Origin of the sequence: Streptomyces sp. APSN-46.1 (genome assembly GCF_022815725.1) — a bacterium.
Lineage (GTDB): Bacteria > Actinomycetota > Actinomycetes > Streptomycetales > Streptomycetaceae > Streptomyces.
Genome location: NZ_JALGRF010000001.1, coordinates 927,545 through 948,344, shown reverse-complemented (window position 1 = coordinate 948,344; position 20,800 = coordinate 927,545). Strand labels below are relative to the sequence as shown.

Below are 20,800 nucleotides of genomic sequence, written 5' to 3'. Positions count from 1 at the left end.
TCAGGCGTCCGCGCGCAGGAGATCGGCGCACTTCTCGCCGACCACCATCGTCGTGATGCACGGATTGACGGTCACGAGATCCGGCATGACCGACCCGTCCGCGACCCGCAGCCCGACGACCCCCTTGACCCGCAGACGGGCGTCGAGCGGCGCCATGGGGTCGTCGTCCGCCCCCATCTTCACCGTGCAAGCCGGGTGGTAGACGGTGTTGTGCGTCGTGTGGATGTAATCGAGCAGTTCCTCGGCGGTGCGGACATCTGGGCCCGGGGCGAGCTCGGCCCCCGCCCACCCGGCGAGCGCCGGCTGCGCGGCGATCCGGCGGGCCAGCTCGATGCCGGCTCCCATCACCCTCACGTCGTGCTCGTGCGTGAAGTACCGGGGGTCGATCCTCGGCTTGTCGCGGTAGTCGCGCGTCCGCAGCCGCACCGTGCCGCGCGACTTGGCACGTGTCACGTTCGGCGTCAGACAGAACGCGTTCTCGGACGTCGGATAGCCGTGCCGGGCGGTGTTCATGTCGAAGGGCACCGAGCCGTAGTGGAACATCAGGTCCGGCCGGTCCAGACCCGGCTCGGTGTCGTAGAAGATGCCCGCCTCCCACCACTGGCTCGACGTGGTGGTCATCGGCTGCCTCGCCTCCCACATGACGACGCCCTCGGGGTGGTCCTGGAGGTTCTCGCCGACTCCCGCGGAGTCCACGAGCACCTCCACGCCCACCTCCCGCAGATGATCCGCCGGGCCGATCCCCGACAGCATCAGCAGCTTCGGCGTGTCGATCGAGCCGCAGGAGACGACGACCTCGCGGCGGGCGCGGACCGTCCGGCTGTGGACGAGATCCGGGTCCAGATACTCCGCGCCGACACAGCGCAGCCCGTCGAACACCAGCTTCTTCGCCCGCACCCCGGTGCGTACCTCCAGGTTGGGGCGCTTGCCCAGCACCGGGTGGAGGTAGGCCACCGAGGAGGACTGCCGGATGTTGTTCTCGTCCGCGTTGATCTGGAACCAGTTGGCGCCCCGCACCACCGTCGTGCCGGTGTTGAACGGGGTCGTCGGTATGCCCGCCTGCGCACACGCCTCCAGGAGGGCGGCGCCGCACGGGTCCTCGCCCTTGAGGGTGCGCAGCTTCACCGGGCCCGACCGGCCGTGGTGGTCGCCGGGAGCGTCGTTGTTCTCCAGCCTGCGGTACAGAGGGAACAGGTCCGCCGCGCTCCAGCCCGTACAGCCTGCCGCCGCCCAGTCGTCCAGGTCCTCGGCGGGCGCCCAGAAGGCGATGCAGGAGTTGTGCGAGGAACAGCCGCCGAGCACCTTGGCGCGCGCGTGCCGCATGAAGCTGTTGCCGCTGGCCTGCGGCTCGACCGGGTAGTCCCAGTCGTAGCCGGACTCCAGCAGCCCCATCCACCGTTCCAGCCTCAGGATGTCGTCGTCCCCGACATCGCTCGGGCCGGCCTCCAGGACGCACACGGTGACGGACGGGTCCTCGCTCAGCCGCGCCGCGACGACATTGCCCGCGGTGCCGCCACCGACCACGACGTAGTCGAACTCATCGGTCGTCATGAGGGGGTGACCTCCTTCAGCGCGACGGGCTCGGGGCGGGCCACGGCGGCGTGTTCGGCGAGGACGCCCGTACGGTGCCGCTGGACGAACCAGTAGTAGGCGAAGCCGCCCAGCGCGATCGCGCCGACGAACAGCACCGCGCCCCAGCGCAGATACCAGTGGTACGGGGCGGCGGCGTTGTACACGGCCGACCGCGGCCAGATGAGGTTGAGCGTCATCGCCGCCCCCCACACCACGGCGATGATGTTGACGGGCAGCCCCCAGCGGCCGAGCGAGAACTTGCCCTCCGCCGGCCGCCACCGGCCGCGCAGCCGCGCCACCAGCATCGGCCCGGTGACCAGGAGATAGGCGACGTAGACCATCACGATGCCGATGCTGGTGACGACGGTGAAGATCTGCGGCTGGCGGATGTTGACCAGCAGGATCGTCAGGGCGAGCACCCCGATGATCACGGTCGGCAGGATCGGGGTGCCGAACCGCGGGCTGACCTTCGCGAGCCGGGAGGACGCGGGCAGGTTGTTGTCCCTGGCCATGGCGAAGGCGAGGCGGACGGCCGCCGTGTGCACCGCGAGCGCGCAGACGGTGACCGCGATCAGCACGCACCACAGCATCGCCTTGCCGGCCGTCGGGCCGAGGACGTCGAGGACGACGTACTGCAGCCCGTCGGTGGAGAGCTTCTCGCCGCGCAGATTCGACACGCTCATCAGCGCGAGGACCAGGACGAGGCCGCCGAGGACGAACGAGGCGGCGATCGCCCGGATGATGGCGCGCGGCGCGTTGCGCGAGGGGTCGAGGGACTCCTCGCCGAGCGAGGCCGCGGTGTCGAAGCCGTACATCACATAGGCCGAGGCGAGCGAGGCGATCAGGAACGCCCCGAGATAGCCGAAGGACTGGCCCGAGCCGGTGCCGGCCGTCTCGGTGACGACCTGCGGGCCCCGTACGACGTTCACCGCGAGCAGCACGATCAGTACGACGGTGGCGATCAGTTCGAGGAAGACACCCGCGGTGTTGATCCGGGCCATCAGCTTCACACCGAAGGCGCCCACGACCGTGGTGAAGAGGATCAGGCCGGCGGCGAGGACCACCGCGTTGGTCGCCACGTCGTACGTCCCCGTCCCGTCTCCGACGAACTGGAAGACGGAAGAGATCTGAGGAAGCGTCAACTGGTAGGCGAGGGCCACGGCGGCGATGGAGACGATCGAGGCGGTGAGCATCATCCAGCCGGCGAGCCAGCCGACGTGTCCGTTCCCCACCTTCTTCGCCCAGTTGTAGATGGAGCCCGCCACCGGATAGCGGGCGGCCAGCTCGGCGAAGCAGAGCGCGACCGTGAACTGGCCGGCGAAGACCAGGGGCCAGGACCACCAGTACGCGGGACCGCCGCTGGCGTAACCGAAGTAGAAGAGCTGGAAGGTGCCCGTGAGGATCGAGATGTACGAGATGCCGGCCGCGAAGGTGTGGAAGGTGCCGAGCGTCCGCTTGAGTTCGGGACGGTAGCCGAACTCGGTGAGCTCCGTGTCGTCGCTCGGTGGGGAGGGCGGAGCCGTTGCCATGGGTCAACTCCTAGCCAATAGAGGGTGTTTCAGGCGAACCAGCCCTGCGGCTCCGGTGCGGTGTTGCGCCAGATGTGCTTCGTCTCGCGGTACTCCGCGAGACCGGCCGGACCGAGTTCCCGCCCCGTGCCGGACTGCTTGAACCCACCCCACTCCGCCTGCGGCAGATAGGGGTGGTAGTCGTTGATCCATACGGTGCCCAGGCGCAGCCGTCCCGCGATGCGCCGCGCCCGGCCCTCGCTGCCCGTCCAGACCGCGCCCGCGAGACCGTAGATCGTGTCGTTCGCGAGCCGCACGGCCTCGTCCTCGTCGCCGTCGCGGAACCGCTCCACCGTCAGGACCGGGCCGAAGGACTCCTCCCGCACCACCGACATCCCCGCGTGACACTCGTCGAGGACCGTCGGCAGGTAGTAGAAGCCCCTGTCGTACGCGGGGCCTTCGGGCCGGGCGCCGCCACAGCGCAGCACCGCGCCCTCGGCGACACCCCGCTCGACGTACGCCTCGACCTTGGCGCGATGGGCGGCCGAGATCAGCGGCCCGGTCTGCGCCCGCTCCTCGAAGGGGCCGCCCAGGCGGATCTCCCGGGCCCCGCGCACGATCTCGTCGACGAACCGGTCGTGCAGCGAGTCCTCGACCAGGAGCCGCGCCCCGGCCGAGCAGACCTGCCCGGAGTGCAGGAACACCGCCGTCAGGGCCATGTCCACCGCCGCGTCGAAATCGGCGTCCGCGAACACGATGTTGGGGTTCTTGCCGCCCAGTTCGAGCGCGACCTTCTTGACCGTCCCGGCGGCTGCCGCCATCAGTCGGCGGCCGGTCCGCAGACCGCCGGTGAAGGAGAGGAGATCGACGTCGGGGTGGTCGGCGAGCGGCGCACCCGCCTCGGGGCCCGCGCCGAGCACGAGGTTGGCGACACCGTCGGGCAGCCCCGCCTCGGCGAGCAGACGCATCAGACGGATCGCGGTGTGCGGGGTGAGCTCGCTCGGCTTCAGGACGAAGGTGTTGCCCGCGGCGAGGGCCGGCGCGACCTTCCACGCCGTCTGGAGCAGCGGATAGTTCCACGGCGTGATCAGCCCGCAGACCCCGACCGGCTCGTGCACCACCCGGCTGTCGGCGTTCGCCGTGCCCGTGTCGATCACCCGGCCCGTCTCGGTGGCGGCGAGCCGCCCGAAGTACCGGAAGCAGTTCACGACGTCGTCGATGTCGTACGCGCTCTCCACCAGCCGCTTGCCGGTGTCGAGGGACTCGGCGCGGGCCAGCGCGTCCTTGTCGCGGGCGATCAGACCGGCGACGCGCAGCAGCAGGTCGCCGCGCTCGGCGGCGGAGGTGTGCGGCCACGGGCCCTCGTCGAACGAGCGGCGGGCCGCGGCGATCGCGTCGGCCGTGTCCTTGCCGTCCGCCTCGTCGACCTCGGCGATCAGGGAGCCGTCGGCGGGACAGCGGATCTCCCGGGTGCGCTCGCCGCGGGCCGCCGTCCACGCGCCGCCGATGAACAGATCAGGCACCGGTGCCTCCCAGCTTCTCGGTCAGCCACGCGTGGAAGATCCCGATGTGGTGCTCGGCCGGCACCAGCACGCCGCCCGCCCGGTACGCGCGCGACGCCATCGCGGGCTGGGTGCGCTCGCAGGCGTCGAAGTCCTGGACGTTGACCCGGTGGAACAGCTCCACGGACTTCGACACGTCCGCGCCCGACGCGACGACCTCCGGCGCGTACAGCCAGTCGCACTCGACGACCGTGCGGTCCTCGGCGAGCGGGAACATCCGGTGCAGGATCACATGGTCGGGGACGAGGTTGATGAACACGGTCGGCTTGACCGTGATGGCGTAGTAGCGCCGGTCCTGCTCCTCGGCCACCTCGGGCAGTCTGGCGAAGCCCCCGCTGCCGTCGACCGTGAAGCCCTTCACCTCCTTGGCGAACTCCGCCCCGTGCCCCACGTAGTACTGCGCCGCGTATCCCCGCGCGAACTCCGGTAATACATGGGTCAGTTCGGGGTGGATCGTCGCGCAGTGGTAGCACTCCATGAAGTTCTCGACGATCAGCTTCCAGTTCGCCTTCACCTCGTACCTGATCCGCCGGCCGAGGGCCAGACCCTCCGTGCCGTACCGATCGATGGACGCCGTGTCGCCGAGCCGCTCCACGGCCGCGCCGATCACGGTCTCCTCGAAGGACGGCGGCTCGTCGGCCAGGCACACCCACGCGTATCCCAGCCATTCGCGCAGGCGCACGGTCACCAGGCCGTAGGAGGTGCGGTCGATGTCGGGCATCTTGACCAGATTGGGGGCGGCGATCAGCTTGCCGTCGAGGTCGTACGTCCAGGCGTGGTACGGGCATTGGAGTGCCCGCCGCACCGCGCCGGACTCCTCGGTGCACAGCCGGGCGCCGCGGTGCCGGCAGATGTTGAGGAAGGCCCGCAGCTCGCCGGCCCGGTTGCGGGTCACGATCACGCTCTCGCGGCCGACCCGGACGGTACGGAACGCACCGGGCTTGTCGAGGTCGGAGCCGCGCACGGCGCAGAACCACATCGATTCGAAGAGCCGCTCCTGCTCCCGCCGGAAGATCTCCGGGTCGGTGTAGAAGTGACCGGGGAGCGTGGCGATCAGGCTGGGCGGGAGGTCGGTGGCCGTCACGGCGGTCTCCTCAAGCGGAAGGCGCGGTCGTGGTCGCGGTCGTCGTCGCGGGCGCGGGTGCGGGCCCGGTGGCCGCGGACAGCCGGCGCGGATCGAAGAGTTCGATGGGGTGCCCGGTGGCGCCGGTCAGGGCCAGGTCGGCGACGATCTCGCCGACGACGGGCACGAACTTGAAGCCGTGACCGGAGAACCCGCAGGCCACGGTCACCGAGTCGGGGTGCTGCGGATGGCGCGCGATCACGAAATGCTCGTCGGGGGTGTTGGAGTACATACAGGTCGAGGCCTTCAGGAAACGGCCGGGCAGGGACGGGAGATGTCGGGAGAGCTGCTCCGCCATCGCCGCGACCTCGTCCTCGCGCACGGTCCGGTCGATGGTCTCCGGGGTGCAGACGGTGCCCCTGCGGAAGAACGCCACCTTCGCGCCGAGGTCGGGCCCGTCGATCGAGGGGAAGCCGTAGAACTGGACGCCGCCCGCGTCCTCCCAGATGTAGATCGGATGGTTCTCGGGGAGGAAGGGACCGGTTCCGCCGTCGGGCTGGAACCAGTACATGACCTGCCGCTCGATGGTGAACGGCACGCCCAGGTCGGTGAGCAGCCGCGGCGCCCACGCACCCGGGCAGATCACCAACTGGCCGGCGGTGTAGGTGTCCTCGGCGGTGTGGACGCGTACGCCGTCGCGGTACGGCTCCCAGCGCAGCACCGGCTCCTCGAAGTGCAGGTCCGCGCCCGACCGCGTGGCGAGCTGGAGGTGGGCCGCGACCGTGCTCTCCGGGCGGAGGAACCCGGCCCGCGCCTCGTACAGCGCGACCTCGTCCTCGGCGGGGGTGAGGGTGGGGAAGCGGCGGCGGATCTCCTTCGCGTCGAGCATCTCGTGCGGCAGGTCCCACTGCCGGGCCGAGAGCAGCGAACCGGACACCGTACGGGAATCGGGGCGGCCGACCATCACACCGCCGCACAGCGTCGCGATGTCCCGGCCGGTGTCGCGCTCCAGGGCCTCGTACAGCTCGTAGGAGCGCAGCAGCAGCGGCACGTACGCCGGGTCCTCGAAGTACGACTGCCGCGTGATGCGCGAACCTCCGTGACTGGAGCCGCGGTTGTGGACGGGACCGAACTTCTCCAGGCCGAGCACGCGCGCGCCGCGCGCGGACAGGTGGTGGGCGGCGGCACTGCCCATTCCGCCCAGGCCGACGACGATCACGTCATGGGTGGGTGACACAGCGGGGTCCTCCTCGGACACGACCGCCTAGCGGCGGATGCGGCTCATGTCGGGGTCGAACAGCGGCTCCTCGGCGACGGTCGCCGAGATCTTCTCGCCGAAGTACTCGATGTGTACCGGGGTGCCGGCGGTGAGTCGGGGCAGCCACGCGTACGCGACACAGCGGCCCAGTGTGTAGCCGTAGGAGGCGCTGGTCACGTACCCCGCCGGCACCCCGCCGACGTACACCGGTTCCTTGCCGAGGACGACGGCCGCCGGGTCGTCGAGCAGCAGTGCGGTGAGCCCGCGCCGCGGCTCGCCCGCCTTCTCCAGGGCGGCCCGCCCGACGAAGTCGCCCTTGTCCATCCGTACGGCGAACCCGAGTCCGGCCTCGTACGGGGTGTGCTCGTCGGTCATGTCCTGGCCCCACGAACGGTAGCCCTTCTCCAGGCGCAGGCTGTTGAAGGCGGAGCGGCCGGCGGCGATCACGCCGTGCTCCCGCCCGGCTTCCCAGAGCGTGTCCCAGAGTCGAAGCCCCAGGTCGGCGGTGGTGTACAGCTCCCAGCCGAGCTCGCCGACGTAACTCAGCCGCATCGCCGTCACCGGTACATGGCCGAGGTACGTCTGGCGGGCGCGGAAGTAGCCGAAGCCCCGGTGGGAGAAGTCGTCCCGGGTCAGCGGCTGCACCAGCGCGCGGGCGAGAGGGCCCCACACCCCGACGCAGCAGGTCCCGGAGGTGATGTCACGTACCCGCACGTCGTCCGGGGCGCGGCGCAGCAGCCAGTCCTCGTCGGCGGGGCTGTTGGCGCCGATCTGGAAGCGGTCGGCGGCCAGGCGCGCCACGGTGAGGTCCGAGCGGATGCCGCCGGTCTCGTCGAGCAGCAGGGTGTACGTCACCGAGCCGGGCTTCTTGGCGAGGTTGTTGGTCGTCATGCGCTGGAGGAAGGCCAGGGCGCCGGGGCCGGTGACCTCCAGCCTGCGCAGCGGGGTCATGTCGTACAGGGCGACCTTCTCGCGGGTCGCCCGTGCCTCGGCGGCGGCGATCGGCGACCAGTAGCGGGCCGACCAGGCGTCGCGGGCGGGCAGGTCGATGTCCTCGGCGAGCGGGGCGTTCGCCTCGTACCAGTGCGGACGCTCCCAGCCGCCGCCCTCCAGGAAGTGCGCCCCGAGCTCCTGCTGACGGGGGTGGAAGGGGCTCACCCGCAGCGGTCGCGGCTGCTCCATGGGCTGTAGCGGGTGCAGGACGTCGTAGACCTCGACGAACTGCCGGGCGCCGCGGTCGGCGACGTACGCGGGGGAGAGCTGGGCGCCCTCGAAGCGGGTGAGATCGCACTCGTGGACGTCGATCCGCGGCCGGCCCTCCACCATCCACTCCGCGACGGCCCTGGCCACCCCCGCCGAGTGGGTGACCCACACGGCCTCGGCGAGCCAGAATCCGCGCAGGGAGCGGGACTCGCCGAGCAGGGGCATCCCGTCCGGAGTGAAGGAGAAGACGCCGTTGAATCCCTCCTCGACCTCGCTCCGGGCGAGCGCGGGCAGCAGCTCTCGGCAGTCCTCCCAGCTCGGCGCGAAGTCCTCCGGGGTGAAGGGGGAGGTGGACGGCATGACGGGCGCCTCGTCGTAGGACGGGACGGTGAACGGGTCCACGGGCAGTGGCCGGTGGGCGTAGCTGCCGATGCCGATCCGGTCGGTGTGCTCGCGGAAGTACAGGTCCTGGTCCTGGAACCGCAGGATCGGTCGGGACGCCTCGGTGCGCGGGTCGTTGACGTCCGCGAGTTCCGGCAGGGGCCGGGTCTTCGCGTACTGGTGGGCGAGCGGCAGCAGCGGCACGTCGACGCCCGCCATCCGGCCGACCACCGGACCCCAGAACCCGGCCGCCGACACGATGTGGTCGGCGGGGAAGACCCCCCGGTCGGTGACGACAGCCGTCACCCGGCCGTCCTCCTGCTCGATGCCGGTGACGGTGTGCCGCTCCAGGAAGCGGGCGCCGCGGCCCTCGGCGCGCTCGATCTGGGCCCGGCAGGCCAGGACGGCGCGGGCGAGGCCGTCCCCCGGGGTGAAGAACCCGCCGAGGACCTTGCCCGCGTCGAGCAGCGGCCACAGCTCCGCGCAGCGCTCGGCGGAGATCACCTCGCCGCGGATGCCCCAGGACGCGGCGTACCCGGCCCTGCGGTGCAGGTCGGCCAGACGCTCCTCGGTGGTGGCCAGTTCCAGACCGCCCACGGGGTTGAAGCAGGAGAGGCCGTCGACTTCGAGTGCGCTGAACTTCTCGACGGTGTACGCGGCGAACGCGCTCAGCGTCTTGGACGGGCTGGTCCGGAAGACGAGCCCCGGCGCGTGGGAGGTGGAACCGCCGGGGGCGGGGAGCGGGCCCTGTTCGAGCACCGTGACATCGGTCCAGCCGAGGGCGGTCAGCTCGTCGGCGAGCGAGCAGCCGACGATGCCGGCGCCGATGACCACGACACGGGGACCGGGCGGTGCGGGTGCGTGGGACATGCCCCTCCTTGAGTCGGTCTCCTCGCTTGTTGCGCAGTGCGCGATCGGTTGCACGATGGGGAACATAGTGGGAACGGCGGCAACACGCCGTCAAGGGGCCGGTGTTAACGACTGGCAAAACCGAGCGGTCCCATGGAAACGCCCTCGACACACGTTCCACGCGCGTTCTGCCCGCATACGGCGACGCGGGGCCGGGTCTCCCCGGCCCCGCGTGGCAAGGGGCACAGCTCCGCGGAATGGCTCAGAATCCGTAGCCCATCCGCCGTGACAGTTCGTCGGCCGCGGCGACCGTCCGCGCGGCGAGCTTCGGCAGCCGCTCCCGTTCGAGGCGGTAGGCCGGGCCCGAGACGCTGAGCGCGCCGATCACCCTGCCGTCGTGCGCGCGCACCGGCGCGGCGACCGCGTTCAGGCCCAGCTCCAGCTCCTCCACGACGATCGCGAAGCCCTGCGCGTGCGCCGCGTCCAGCTCGGCCCGCAGCGTCCCGGCGCTCGTCACCGTGTGCTCGGTGAACCGCGGCAGCGACCGGGCGAGGAGCCCTTCGCGCAGCGTGACCGGCAGATGGGCCAGGAGCACCTTGCCGCTGGAGGTGGCGTGCAGGGGCGTGCGCCGGCCCAGCCAGTTCTGCGCGGTGACGGAGGCGGGGCCGCGCGCCTGCATGATGTTGACGGCGGCATCGTCGTCCAGGACCGCGATGTTCACCGTCTCGCCCAGCTCGTCGGCGAGTTCCCGGCACACCGGCGCACCCTCCTGGGAGATGTCCAGGCGTACGGCCGCAGCCCCCGCCAGGCGCAGGATGCCGGCGCCGAGGAAGTACTTGCCGCGGTCCTGGGCTTGGGAGACCAGACCCCGGTTCTCCAACACGCCGAGCAGCCGGAACGCCGTGGACTTGTGCACGTCCAACTCGTCGGCGATGTCGGTGACGCCGGCCTCGCCGTGCCGCGCGAGGATCTCCAGCACGCTCACGGCGCGGTCCACGGACTGGATCGCCCCCGCAGCTCCCCTGCCCGGCGCTCGGTCCGGTGCTTCCTCGTTCTGTTCAGCCACCACGGCCTGGTCGCGGGTCATAGCTCAACTCTCGCCCTTTCGCGCCCTGTAGCGCATAGCAATCCATCATCGCGCCATACGCAACGTCACGCTACCGAAAGTCCGCCCGGTGTCGTCACCTGCCCCAGATCTTCCGGTACGCCTCGCGGTAGCCGGACGGATCCCAGGAGGTGGCGCCGCCGCTGTTGTCGGCCGTGGTGATGTGGACGGGGGCGACGTAGCCGCTGGCGGGCCGGCCGGCGAAGGCGCGGTTGAACTCGTCGACGATGTGCCAGCCCTGCTGGGTCAGTGGCTCGGGGACGGTGGCGGCCTGGAACTGCTCGTTGTTGATGCGCTGGAAGGCGGAGGGGTCGCCGTCCCCCGCGCCGATGTTGAAGGGCGGTCCGGAGCCCGGTTTGCCGGCCGCGCGGAGGGCGGGAGCGGCGTCGGCGAAGTAGAGGTCGTTGATGGCGACGGAGTAGTTCCACTTGCTCCCGAAGCGGGACAGGAGAGAGGAGACCTCCTGGGGGGTGCGGCTGCTCGCGTCCGGGATGGGGATGTTCTCGTACGCCAGGAGCGTCACGCCGGAACAGGCGGCGAGCTCCCTCCTGATCAGTTCGGACTTGTTCCGGGCGAACGGGATCGAGTCGTCGGTGAAGACGACGACTCCGGCTTCGCCCTTGGACCGGGCGATGATCCAATCGGCGCTGATCCTCGCCACGTCCTCCACTTTCGTGGTGACGTTCGTGAAGAGCCCGGTGCTCTCGCTCGGGCCGGGGGAATCCACCGCGTGCCAGCCGATGACCGGGATGTGCGCCGCTTTCGCCCGCGCCACCTGCTGAGAGGTCAGCCGGGGATCGAAACCGCCGACGACGATGCCCGAGGGCTTGAGGGTGACGGCTTGGCTGAACGCCGCCTGGATGCCGGCGGGGGTGCCCTCGCCATCGATCACCCGGACCTTCCAGCCGATGGTCTTCGCGGCCTCCTCGACTCCCTTCGCGACGCCCGCGACGCCGGGATTGGTCATGGTCTGCGCGACGTAGACGATGGTCTTGCCGGACACCGCCGCGGGGCCGCTGGTGGGGCCGTTCCAGGAGGCGTCGGTGTTCTCGGCCTGCCGAACGGCTGCCTCGGCCTTCGCGAGGGTGGCGGGACAACCGGCTTGAGACGGCCCGCTGTCGGCGGACGGGCCGCGCCCGCAGCCGGCGACGAGGGTGGCGGCGGCTGTCAGCAGGGCTGCTGCGGCGGTGAGGGTGGTCTTGTGGTTCGGGTTCGGGTTCGGGTTCGGGTTCGGGTTCGGGTACACGGTGCTCCTGACGCGGGTGCGCGTACGAGGTGTTCCATACGAGGGTTCTAGGGGTGGCCGTCCTCGGACGGTGCGGCCGGCGTCCGCGCGAGTGACCGGCGGGTCGCGGTGGCGCCGGTGCGCAGCCGGCGGCGGGCGGAGTAACCGGCCAGGCCGACGGCGAGGAGCAGGGTGGCGCCGTTGAACAGCGGCGTGGCCCAGAACCGGGCGCCTAGCTGGCCGATGCCGGCGAGGCCGATGGCGAGGACGGCGACGGCCACGACGGTGCCGAGGGCGTTGGCCCGGCCGGGTCTGATCGTGGTGGACCCGAGCAGAGCGCCGACGAACGCGGGCAGCAGGTAGTCCAGCCCGACACTCGGGTTGCCGGTCTGCTGCTGCGCGGCGAGGAGGACACCGGCGAACCCGACGACCAGGCCCGATCCGGCGAAGGCGTAGACGGAGTATCGGTGGGTGGGGATGCCGAGGATGCCCGCGGCGCGCGGGTTGGAGCCGATGACGTACAGGTACCGGCCGAGCGGCAGCCGTTCCAGTACCAGCCAGAGGGCGGCGGCGACGGCCAGGACGTAGAAGGCGGGTACCGGCAGCCCGAGGAACCGCGAGTCGTAGAGGTCGGTGAAGGAGGCGGGCAGGCCGTTCGGGCCGGGAACGATCCGGGCGCCGTCGGTGATCCAGCCGGTGAAGGCGTACATCATGCTGCCGGTGCCGAGCGTGGCGATGAAGGAGTCGATCTGCCCGAATTCGACGATGACGCCGTTGAGGGCGCCGACCGCCGCCCCTCCGCACACCACCACGAGGCAGGCGAGGGGCCAGGGCCAGCCTTCGTTGACGATGAGCTGGAGCACCATGACGTGCGCCAGACCGAGACCGTAGCCGATGGACAGGTCGAACTTGCCGGTGGCGATGGGGATCGTCGCACCGAGCGCCATGATGGCGGGGATCGACTGGTTGGAGAGGATCGAGGAGGTGTTCTCCTCCGTCGGAAAGGTGTTAGGCAGCGCGAGGGAGAAGGCCAGGAAGAGCAGGGCGGCGAGGACCGGGAGGGCGTAGCCGCCGATGAGGTGCCCGCGAAGGCGGGCCGGCGCGGAACGGGGCGAGGGGGTCATCGGCTCGTCGCAGCTCCGGTGATGGGCGGCATGGCCGAGGCGGTTCGGGTGAGTTCGGTGACGGTGAGGGCCGCACCGCTCAGCTCGGCGCCCACGGTCCCGCGGACGAACACCAGAGCGCGGTGGCACACGCCCGCGACCTCCTCGAAATCGGTGGAGATGAGCAGGACGGACAGGCCGGAGGTCAGCGCGTCGTCGAGCAGTCGGTAGATCGTGGCCTTGGCGCCGACGTCCACGCTGGCGGTCGGCTCTTCGAGGATGAGCAGGCGCAGGCTCCCCCGGAGCCACCGGCCGACCATGACCTTCTGCTGGTTGCCGCCGGACAGGGTGGCGATCGGCACCTCGCTGTCGCGGGGGTGCACCGAGAAACGGTCGATCAGGGCGGTGGCCTCGGCGCGCTCATGCCGGGGCCTGATCCAGCGCCACGCGGGCACACCGGCCGACCGGGGGTTGGCCAGGAAGTTCTCCCGCACGGTCAGTTCGGCGGCGCAGCCTTCCTCCTGACGGTTGCCCGCCACGAAGCCGACCCCGGAATCGAGAGCGGCCGAAACCGTACGAGGGTGGTACGGACGGCCGTCGAGCAGCGCCCGCCCGCCGAGGATCGGCCGGGCGCCGGCGAGGGCGCGCCCCAGGTCCATGTGGCCGGCGCCCGTCAGACCCACCATGCCGAGGATTTCGCCGGCCCGCAGGTCCAGGCTGACCGGCCCGGCGTATGCGGTCGTCACACCGTCGAGGCTCAGCAGGGGCGGGCCCGCGGCGGGAGTGGTGGGGGGCCGGTGGACGGCCGGTTCGCGGCCCACGATGGCGCGCACCAGACGGGCAGGGCTGTGGCCGGCGAGCGGACCCCGGTCGACCAGGCGGCCGTCGCGCAGGACGGCGAACGTGTCGGCGACCTTGTACACCTCGTCGAGCCGGTGGCTGACGTAGAGGATGCCGTGCCCTCGGTCGCGCAGGGTGTGCAGTACGTCGAACAGCCGGGCGCAGTCCGCGGCGGGGAGGGTGGCGGTCGGCTCGTCGAGGACGATGAGCTCGGCCCGTGTCGCCAGAGCGCGGGCGATGGCGACCAACGAGCGCTCGGCGGGGGCGAGGTCGGCGATCCGGGCGTCGGCGTCCAGGTGCCCGGCGACGAGGCGCAGGGCTTCGCCGCAGCGCTCCCGGGTCTGCCGCCAGGAGACCAGTCCGTAGCGGCGCGGGTACCCGGTGCCCAGGGCGATGTTCTCGGCCACCGTCATCCAGTCGACGAGACCGAGATCCTGGTGGATGAAGGACATGGTCCGGCGGGCGGCATGGGAGCCGAGCGGGTGCCCCGCCACCGTCACCTCGCCCTCGTCGGCGTGGTGGACTCCGGCGAGCACCTTGATGAGGGTGGACTTCCCGGCGCCGTTGGGACCGAGCAGGGCGAGGACGCTGCCTCGGTGGATGTCGAGGTCGACCGCGGCCAACGCGAGGGTGCCGCCGAACCGCTTGCCGAGACCGCGCACGCGGACGAGAGGGGCTCCGCCGGAGCGCGAGGGTGGGCTCATCGAGGTGTCGGGAGCGTCGTGCACAGAGTTCTCCGGGGGTCGGCCTCCGAGTTGTTCCCGACTGCATGCGGGATTCTACGGGGACATGCCGGTGCATTTCCGGCATATCGCCGTATTCCTTTTCCTTGACTCCAATGGGCGAAGGGTCACGCCGCGTCCAGGGCGCACTCGGCCCAGATGACCTTGCCGTCGGTGGTGTAGCGGGTGCCCCAGGCCTGGGCGAGCTGCGCGACGAGGAACAGGCCGCGGCCGCCCTCGTCGGTGCTGGCCGCGTGGCGCATGCGGGGGGCGGTGCTACTGGCGTCGTACACCTCGCAGATCAGGGTGCGGTCGTGGATGAGGCGTACCCGGATGGGCGCGGTGCCGTAGCGGACGGCGTTCGTGACCAGCTCGCTGAGCAGCAGTTCCGTGGCGAAAGCGGACTCGTCCAGCCCCCACTGGCTCAGCTGGCCCATGGCGGCGGCGCGGACCTCGGAGACGAGGGCCGGGTCGGCGGCCAGGTCCCAGGTGGCGATCCGGTCGGGGGGCAGGGCCTTGGTGCGGGCGACGAGAAGCGCGATGTCGTCGGCGGGATGTTCCGGTGCCAGGGCGTCCATGACCGCGCGGCAGGTGTCCTCGGGGGCGCGGTCCGGGTGGGCCAGGGCGCGGCGCAGGTCGTCGAGGGCCGCGTCGATGTCGCGATGACGGTCTTCGATCAGTCCGTCGGTGAAGAGGACCAGCTGGCTGTGTTCGGGGAGGTGGATCTCGGCCGATTCGAAGGGCAGGCCGCCGAGGCCGAGCGGGGGTCCGGCGGGCACGTCGAGGAGTGTCACGGTGCCGTCGGGACCGACCAGCGCGGGCGGGGGGTGTCCGGCGCGGGCGATCGTGCACAGTTGCGAGGTGGGGTCGTAGATCGCGTACAGGAAGGTGGCGCCGACGATGCCGGTGCTGCCGACGGCGGGATCGTCGCCGCCCTCCTCCCGGTCCAGGCGCACCATGAGGTTGTCCAGGTGCGTGAGGAGTTCGTCGGGGGCGAGTTCCAGTTCGGCGAAGTTGCGCGCGGCGGTACGCAGCCGGCCCATGGTGGCGGCGGCGTGCAGTCCATGGCCGACGACATCGCCGACGAGGAGGGCGACGCGGGTGCCGGAGAGGGGGATGACGTCGAACCAGTCGCCGCCCACTCCGGACTCGGCGGGCAGATAGCGGTGGGCGACCTCGACGGCGCCCTGCTCGGGAAGGCCGCGCGGGAGCAGACTGCGCTGCAGGGCCAGGGCCAGGGTGTGTTCGCGGGTGTAGCGGCGGGCGTTGTCGATGCAGAGGGCGGCGCGGGCGGCGAGTTCCTGGGCCAGCGAGCGGTCGTCGTCCCCGAAGGGGGCGGGGTCCTGCGAACGGTAGAAACTGGCGATGCCCAGGAGGGCGCCGCGGGCGAGCAGGGGGACGGTGATGAGGGAGTGGATGTTGTGGGCGAGGAGCCGCTCGGCGTGCTCGGGGTCCTGGGCGATCCAGCCGAAGGCGGCCTTGAGGTCGGGTTCCAGCACGGGCTGCCCGGTGTTCATGCAGCGCATGTGGGGCGTGGTCGGCCGCAGGCTGAGCTGCTTACCCACCGGGTAGAAGGGGCAGTCCTCGCGGATGCCGTGGACCACGGTGCGGTGCATTTCGGCGGTGGGGTGGGGGGACTCCTCGCCGCGCAGTACGGCCTCGGGCAGGTCGATCGTGACGAAGTCGGCCAGGCGCGGGACCGCCGTCTCGGCGAGTTCCCAGGCGGTGCGGCTCACGTCCAGGGTGGTGCCGATGCGGGTGCTGGCCTCGGCCAGCAGCTCCAGACGGCGTCGAGCCGCGACGGCGTACTTTCCCACTTCCGGCTCGCCCACCAGCACCAGCCCTCTGACCATGCCGGCGGCGGCGGCGTCGCCGGTGGGCGGCGCCGCGGGTGCGCGGACCGTCGTCGGGGTCGGACCGGGTGTGACCGGGGGACGGGGTCCGGGCGGCGGTACGGCGGGGGTGGGGGTGCGGGCGGGGGTGGGGGCGGGCGCGTGCCGTTCCGTGTCCTCGGGAATGAGCGCCTCGACGACGATGCCCTCCACCCCGGAGGGGCTCATCAGGGGACGGCTCACGAGGGTGACCGTCCGGCCTCGGGAGAGGGGCACCTCGGCAGCGGCCCGCTGGGCCGAGGACATCAGCTCCGTGGCCTTCTCCTTGAGGATCGACTGGTCGGGCTGGTCCAGGTCGCTCTGGAGCAGCTCGTCCATCCCGGCCGGGTAGCCGTTCATGGTGCCCTCGTCGGTCCGGGCACGGCTTCGGGCATCGAGATAGGCCTCCAGCAGGCCGCGCTCCCGCGCCGAACTCTGTTCCATCAGGCGTCGTTCGACGGCTTCGGCCGCCCTGCGTACCAACGGGACCAGGGCCGGGTCCGCGTCGGTGTAGGGATAGCCGAGGCACAGGACGCCCTCGATGCGCCCGCTGAGCTGGTCGCGAACGGGTATGGCGGTACAGGCGCTCGACTGGGACCGCTCGGCGAAGTGCTCGGCGCCGTAGACCTGGACGAGTCGCCTTTCCGCGAGGGTGAGGCCGATGCCGTTCGTCCCCGCGACCTGCTCGGCGAACACGAAACCGGGAACGCTCTGGATCGGGGCGAGATGCCTGAGCAAGGACGCGTCTCCGAAACGGCGTTCAAGCACGATGCCGTGCCCGTCGGCGAGACAGATGTTCATCCGGCTGCCCGAGAAGATCGATTGCAGCCGGTCGAGCACGGGCCCGGCGGCGCGGACGAGCGGACCGTCCGGGTCGAAGTCCTGGGTGAAGGGAAGCTCGGACTGGTCCGGCGACAGCCCCAGCAGCTGGCAGCGCTGCCACGAGCTGAGGATCGGACTGCGCACGGTCCCCTCGACCGACTCGACCGACGCGCCGTGCAGAAATCGGTCACGGGAACGCACGGGGCCGATGCGGTCTCCCAAGACCCCCATCTGCACCACTTCCCTCACCGGAGCTTCCCTCCCCGGAACACGCTCGCCGGAACGCTCTCGATCGCCAGATTTGAGTATATTCCTCACGTTTTGGTGCGGGCGCGGGAGCAGAGTGATCGGCGGGCCGGACATCACAAGATCGCGACCGGATCGACGGGCGAGCCCGTCCCGCCGGGGACGTTCAGCGGCGTCACGACGAGCATGAACGCGTAACGGCCGGCTTCGGCGCAGGCGGCGGAGAGTGGTTCGAGGTCGAGGTTGTCCAGCAGCGGTACGCCCATCGCGGTGATGGCCAGCGCGTGGACGGGGGAGTGCAGGCCCTCGACCGGCGACGGCCGTACGTCGCTGTCCCCGTCGGCGCCGAGCAGGGCGATGGCGCGCTCGGCCAGCAGCGGCATCGCGTCCACGTGCCAGCCCGCGCTCGCCTCGGCAGGGTTCCAGGGGCCGATCTCCCGGCGCCGGCGGAAGCGGCCCGAGCGCAGCAGCACCGCATCGCCGTCCCCGATGGTCACATCGAGCGCCTTCTCCGCGGAGACGATGTCCCGCGCGTGCAGTGCGCGCCCCGGTTCCAGCCAGTCGACCCCGAGCACGGCGGGCAGGTCGAGGAGTACGCCCTTGGTGACGAGGGGGCCGAGCGCCGACACCGCGGCGAAGCGGGCACCCCCGGCATCGACGACCTCGTGCGCCGCTCGGCCGTCGTAGAGTTGCCCTCGGTAGGCGATGTGTGACAGCGCGTCGAGGTGGCTCACCGCCTTGCCGTGATAGTCGGCGGCGAGGAAATCCTTGTAGGCGGCCGGCTCCGGGGCCTCTACGTCACCGAGGTCGGACATGTAGTGCAGCGCGGGCTTCTCGTTGTCCGGTCCGGGCCGGGTGTCCCAGGGCCGCCCCATCGGGACGACCGTGCCGGACCGGATCAGGGCGGCGGCCCTCTGTACGTGGCCCGCTGTCACCCTGTTCCAGGCGCCGCGATCGGCGGCGGCCCAGCGGCCCCACGTGCGGACCGCCTCGAAGAGGGCGTCGAACTCCTGGCGGGAGACGTCGGCGGGGTTGCTGCTCATGTGTGCTCAGCGCTCCAAGGTGCGTGCGGACGCCCCGGCGGGGTTGACGGTCCGGAATCCCTCGGGGGAATGGCTACGGTGAGTAACCGGGCCCCGGGTCGTGACCTCGACCGGAGGAGTGGTCGTACCACTCGATCGTCCGCCACGAGCCCGGAGCCCGCATGGTTCCGGCGCGCCGGGCCGGCGTGCGGAGGACGGCAGCCACCCCCCGGGGGCCGCACCGAACACAACGGTGCGGTCCCCGGGGGCGTCAGCAGGTACGCCGTACGTGCCCGGATTCCCCGGCAGGGCGGACGTCCAGGTCGCGCAGGACGATCGACAGGGCGCGGCCGTACGCCTTGCAGGCGGCGGCGAGGCCGGACTGCCGGTACTCGATCACGAAGACGCGGTCGTCGAAGGCGGTGGCGTAGTCGCCGCATTCGTCGTACTGGCCGCATTCCTCGGTAACGGCGAAGTCGAAGCCGATGCCCCGGCCCCGCCGGGCGAGTTCGGCGGCGTTCTTCTGGCCGATGGCCAGACCGGCCCGGTGCGCGCGGTCGACGAGCAGCCGCCCGAACGCGAGGTCGTCCTCGGGGGTGAGGCGACCGCCGGACCGCTCGTGGGAGTCGAGGTTGTCGGCTTCGACGGCCTGGTAACCGGCGGCCGCACAGCCGTCGATCCACTCCCCGACGATCCCGGCGAGCCGGTCCCGCTTGGCCGGGGTGGAGACGTCCAGCAGGGCCTCGTTCCACTGCTTGTCCGTCACCGGCCTGCCGGAGGAGTCCAGGAGCAGCAGGTCGGGATGGTTCGTCCGCCACCAGCCGGTGGCGTCGGGCTGGGCCTGGAAGGCGTTCACGTAGCAGATGTTGTAGAGGCCGGGGGCCGGCGGGGCGGTGCGGTCACGGGACACCGCCTGGACACCGGGCGCGGGCGGGTAGGGGCCGCCGATCTGGTAGTCGAAGCCCATGTGGGGGGCGGGGAGCCGCACCGAGCCGGGGAGAGGCGGGGCGGACACGGCCGGCGGAGCGGGCTCGCCCGACTCCTCCTCGCCGTCGCCGGCGGTGCAGCCGGCCGCGAGCAGCGCCAGTACGCCGATCAGCGGCACGGCCTTCGGCATCAGCGACCGGCGGGCACGCCCGGGCGTCCGGTGGGAATCCATGGCCGTGATCGTAACGCCGCGACCCGACCCGACCCGACCCGACCCGACCCGACCCGACCCGTGCGCGGGCCGCCCGGGCAGCCCCGGGCCGTCCGGGCCGGCGCCCCGCGCCAGTGCGTTCACCCTCACCCCTACCCGAGGTGACCGTGCCTGTCAGTCCGTAAGGTTCCGGGTTCTCCGGCGCGGGGGCCCGTCGCTACCGTCCAAACCGCCAGTCACCCGGCTCCGTCGCGTCACCCTTCCGACCGGTGCCCCGTGACCACCTACGCAACGCTCCCTACCAGGAGGTCAGGTTGACCGCGCAGCACCCCACCCGCAGGAGCATCCTCAAGTCCGCCGGCGGGCTCTCGGCCGCGATGGCCCTGGGCGCCGGAGGCGTCCTCGCCGCGGCGCCATCGGCCGCGGCGGCCGATGACGGCTTCGGTCTGCGCATCGTGGACCGCAACGAGAGCGACCACCGGATGTGGTACTACCGGTTCGCGACCGACGCGATCGGCTGGAACCCCGGTCCCGCTGTGAACGTGCTGCTCCCCGACGACTACCACTACAGCGGACGCACCTACCCGGTCCTCTACCTCCTCCACGGCGGTTTGGAGGACTTCATCAGCTTCGACCGCAAGGACATCCGCGCCCTGACCGCCGGAAAGCCGCTCATCGTCGTGATGCCCGACGGCGGACGCACGGGCTGGTACTCCAACCCGGTCAGCTCCAACGTCGGTCCCCGGAACTGGGAGACGTTCCACATCCACCAGCTGCTCCCGTGGATCGAGGCGAACTTCCGGACGTACGCCGAGTACGACGGCCGCGCCGTCTCCGGGTTCTCGATGGGCGGCTTCGGCGCGCTGAAGTACGCCGCCAAGTACTGGGGCCACTTCGCCTCGGTCAGCTCCCACTCCGGCCCGGCCAGCCTGCGCCGCGACGGCGGCGCCGTCGTCCACTGGGCCAACGCGACCTCCGCGGCCGTGGACCTGAACGGCGGCTCGATCTACGGCATGCCGTGGTGGGACGAGCGCAGGGTCACCGATGACAATCCGATGCAGCGCATCGAGAGCTACCGGAACAAGCGGATCTTCCTGATCGCCGGGACCAGTCCCGACCCGATCGACTGGTTCCAGACGTTCAACGAGACCCAGGTGCTCGCCGGACAGCGGGAGTTCCGGGCCACCCTCGACTCCGTCGGCATTCCGCACGAGTCGTACGAGGTGCCCGAAGGGCACTTCGTACGCCGCTGGGCGCTCGAACGCGACATCGACGGCGTCATCGACCGGCTCCGCAAGGCGTGACGACTA

At 71.4% G+C, this 20,800-nt stretch carries 14 protein-coding genes; 1 reads left to right on the top strand and 13 read right to left on the bottom strand.

The window, feature by feature from the left end; translation table 11 throughout:
- The 13 genes from MTF65_RS04285 to MTF65_RS04225 all read right to left on the bottom strand — a co-directional run bounded on the left by MTF65_RS04285 (window position 1) and on the right by MTF65_RS04225 (window position 19,511).
- A complete protein-coding gene (locus MTF65_RS04285; RefSeq protein WP_243626840.1) occupies window positions 1-1,551 on the bottom strand; it encodes a GMC family oxidoreductase in 1,551 nt (516 codons plus the stop codon).
- A complete protein-coding gene (locus MTF65_RS04280) occupies window positions 1,548-3,101 on the bottom strand; it encodes an APC family permease (protein ID WP_243626839.1) in 1,554 nt (517 codons plus the stop codon). Before MTF65_RS04280 ends, MTF65_RS04285 begins: the two co-directional genes overlap by 4 nt.
- A gap of 29 nt (window positions 3,102-3,130) precedes the next feature.
- On the bottom strand, window positions 3,131-4,603 hold the full coding sequence (locus MTF65_RS04275) for an aldehyde dehydrogenase family protein (protein WP_243626838.1): 1,473 nt from the start codon (window positions 4,601-4,603) through the stop codon (window positions 3,131-3,133).
- Window positions 4,596-5,726 carry an aromatic ring-hydroxylating dioxygenase subunit alpha gene (locus tag MTF65_RS04270; protein ID WP_243626837.1) on the bottom strand — a complete coding sequence of 377 codons (1,131 nt, stop codon included), beginning with the start codon at window positions 5,724-5,726 and terminating at the stop codon, window positions 4,596-4,598. Before MTF65_RS04270 ends, MTF65_RS04275 begins: the two co-directional genes overlap by 8 nt.
- A gap of 10 nt (window positions 5,727-5,736) precedes the next feature.
- On the bottom strand, window positions 5,737-6,942 hold the full coding sequence (gene solA, locus MTF65_RS04265; RefSeq protein ID WP_243626836.1) for an N-methyl-L-tryptophan oxidase: 1,206 nt from the start codon (window positions 6,940-6,942) through the stop codon (window positions 5,737-5,739).
- A 27-nt stretch (window positions 6,943-6,969) separates the two neighbouring features.
- Window positions 6,970-9,417, bottom strand: a complete 2,448-nt coding sequence (locus tag MTF65_RS04260; protein WP_243626835.1) for an FAD-dependent oxidoreductase — start codon at window positions 9,415-9,417, stop codon at window positions 6,970-6,972.
- 241 nt (window positions 9,418-9,658) lie between these two features.
- Window positions 9,659-10,402: an IclR family transcriptional regulator gene (locus tag MTF65_RS04255; protein WP_374207176.1), complete on the bottom strand. Its 744-nt coding sequence runs from the start codon at window positions 10,400-10,402 to the stop codon at window positions 9,659-9,661.
- Between the two features lie 175 nt (window positions 10,403-10,577).
- Window positions 10,578-11,747 carry a substrate-binding domain-containing protein gene (locus MTF65_RS04250; RefSeq protein WP_374207148.1) on the bottom strand — a complete coding sequence of 390 codons (1,170 nt, stop codon included), beginning with the start codon at window positions 11,745-11,747 and terminating at the stop codon, window positions 10,578-10,580.
- Between the two features lie 47 nt (window positions 11,748-11,794).
- Window positions 11,795-12,850, bottom strand: coding sequence for an ABC transporter permease (locus MTF65_RS04245; RefSeq protein WP_243626833.1), 1,056 nt, complete (start codon window positions 12,848-12,850; stop codon window positions 11,795-11,797).
- Window positions 12,847-14,397, bottom strand: coding sequence for a sugar ABC transporter ATP-binding protein (locus MTF65_RS04240; protein WP_243626832.1), 1,551 nt, complete (start codon window positions 14,395-14,397; stop codon window positions 12,847-12,849). The genes MTF65_RS04245 and MTF65_RS04240 overlap by 4 nt, the downstream gene beginning before the upstream one ends.
- A gap of 122 nt (window positions 14,398-14,519) precedes the next feature.
- A complete protein-coding gene (locus tag MTF65_RS04235) occupies window positions 14,520-17,315 on the bottom strand; it encodes a SpoIIE family protein phosphatase (protein WP_243626831.1) in 2,796 nt (931 codons plus the stop codon).
- A gap of 131 nt (window positions 17,316-17,446) precedes the next feature.
- Window positions 17,447-18,373 (bottom strand): cyclase family protein, encoded by a 927-nt coding sequence (locus MTF65_RS04230; RefSeq protein WP_243626830.1) that lies wholly within the window; start codon window positions 18,371-18,373, stop codon window positions 17,447-17,449.
- Between the two features lie 250 nt (window positions 18,374-18,623).
- On the bottom strand, window positions 18,624-19,511 hold the full coding sequence (locus MTF65_RS04225) for an endo alpha-1,4 polygalactosaminidase (protein WP_243626829.1): 888 nt from the start codon (window positions 19,509-19,511) through the stop codon (window positions 18,624-18,626).
- Between the two features lie 356 nt (window positions 19,512-19,867).
- On the opposite strand from MTF65_RS04225, the gene MTF65_RS04220 reads away from it, so the two are divergent.
- Window positions 19,868-20,794 carry an alpha/beta hydrolase gene (locus MTF65_RS04220; protein WP_374207175.1) on the top strand — a complete coding sequence of 309 codons (927 nt, stop codon included), beginning with the start codon at window positions 19,868-19,870 and terminating at the stop codon, window positions 20,792-20,794.
- Window positions 20,795-20,800 lie beyond the last annotated feature (6 nt).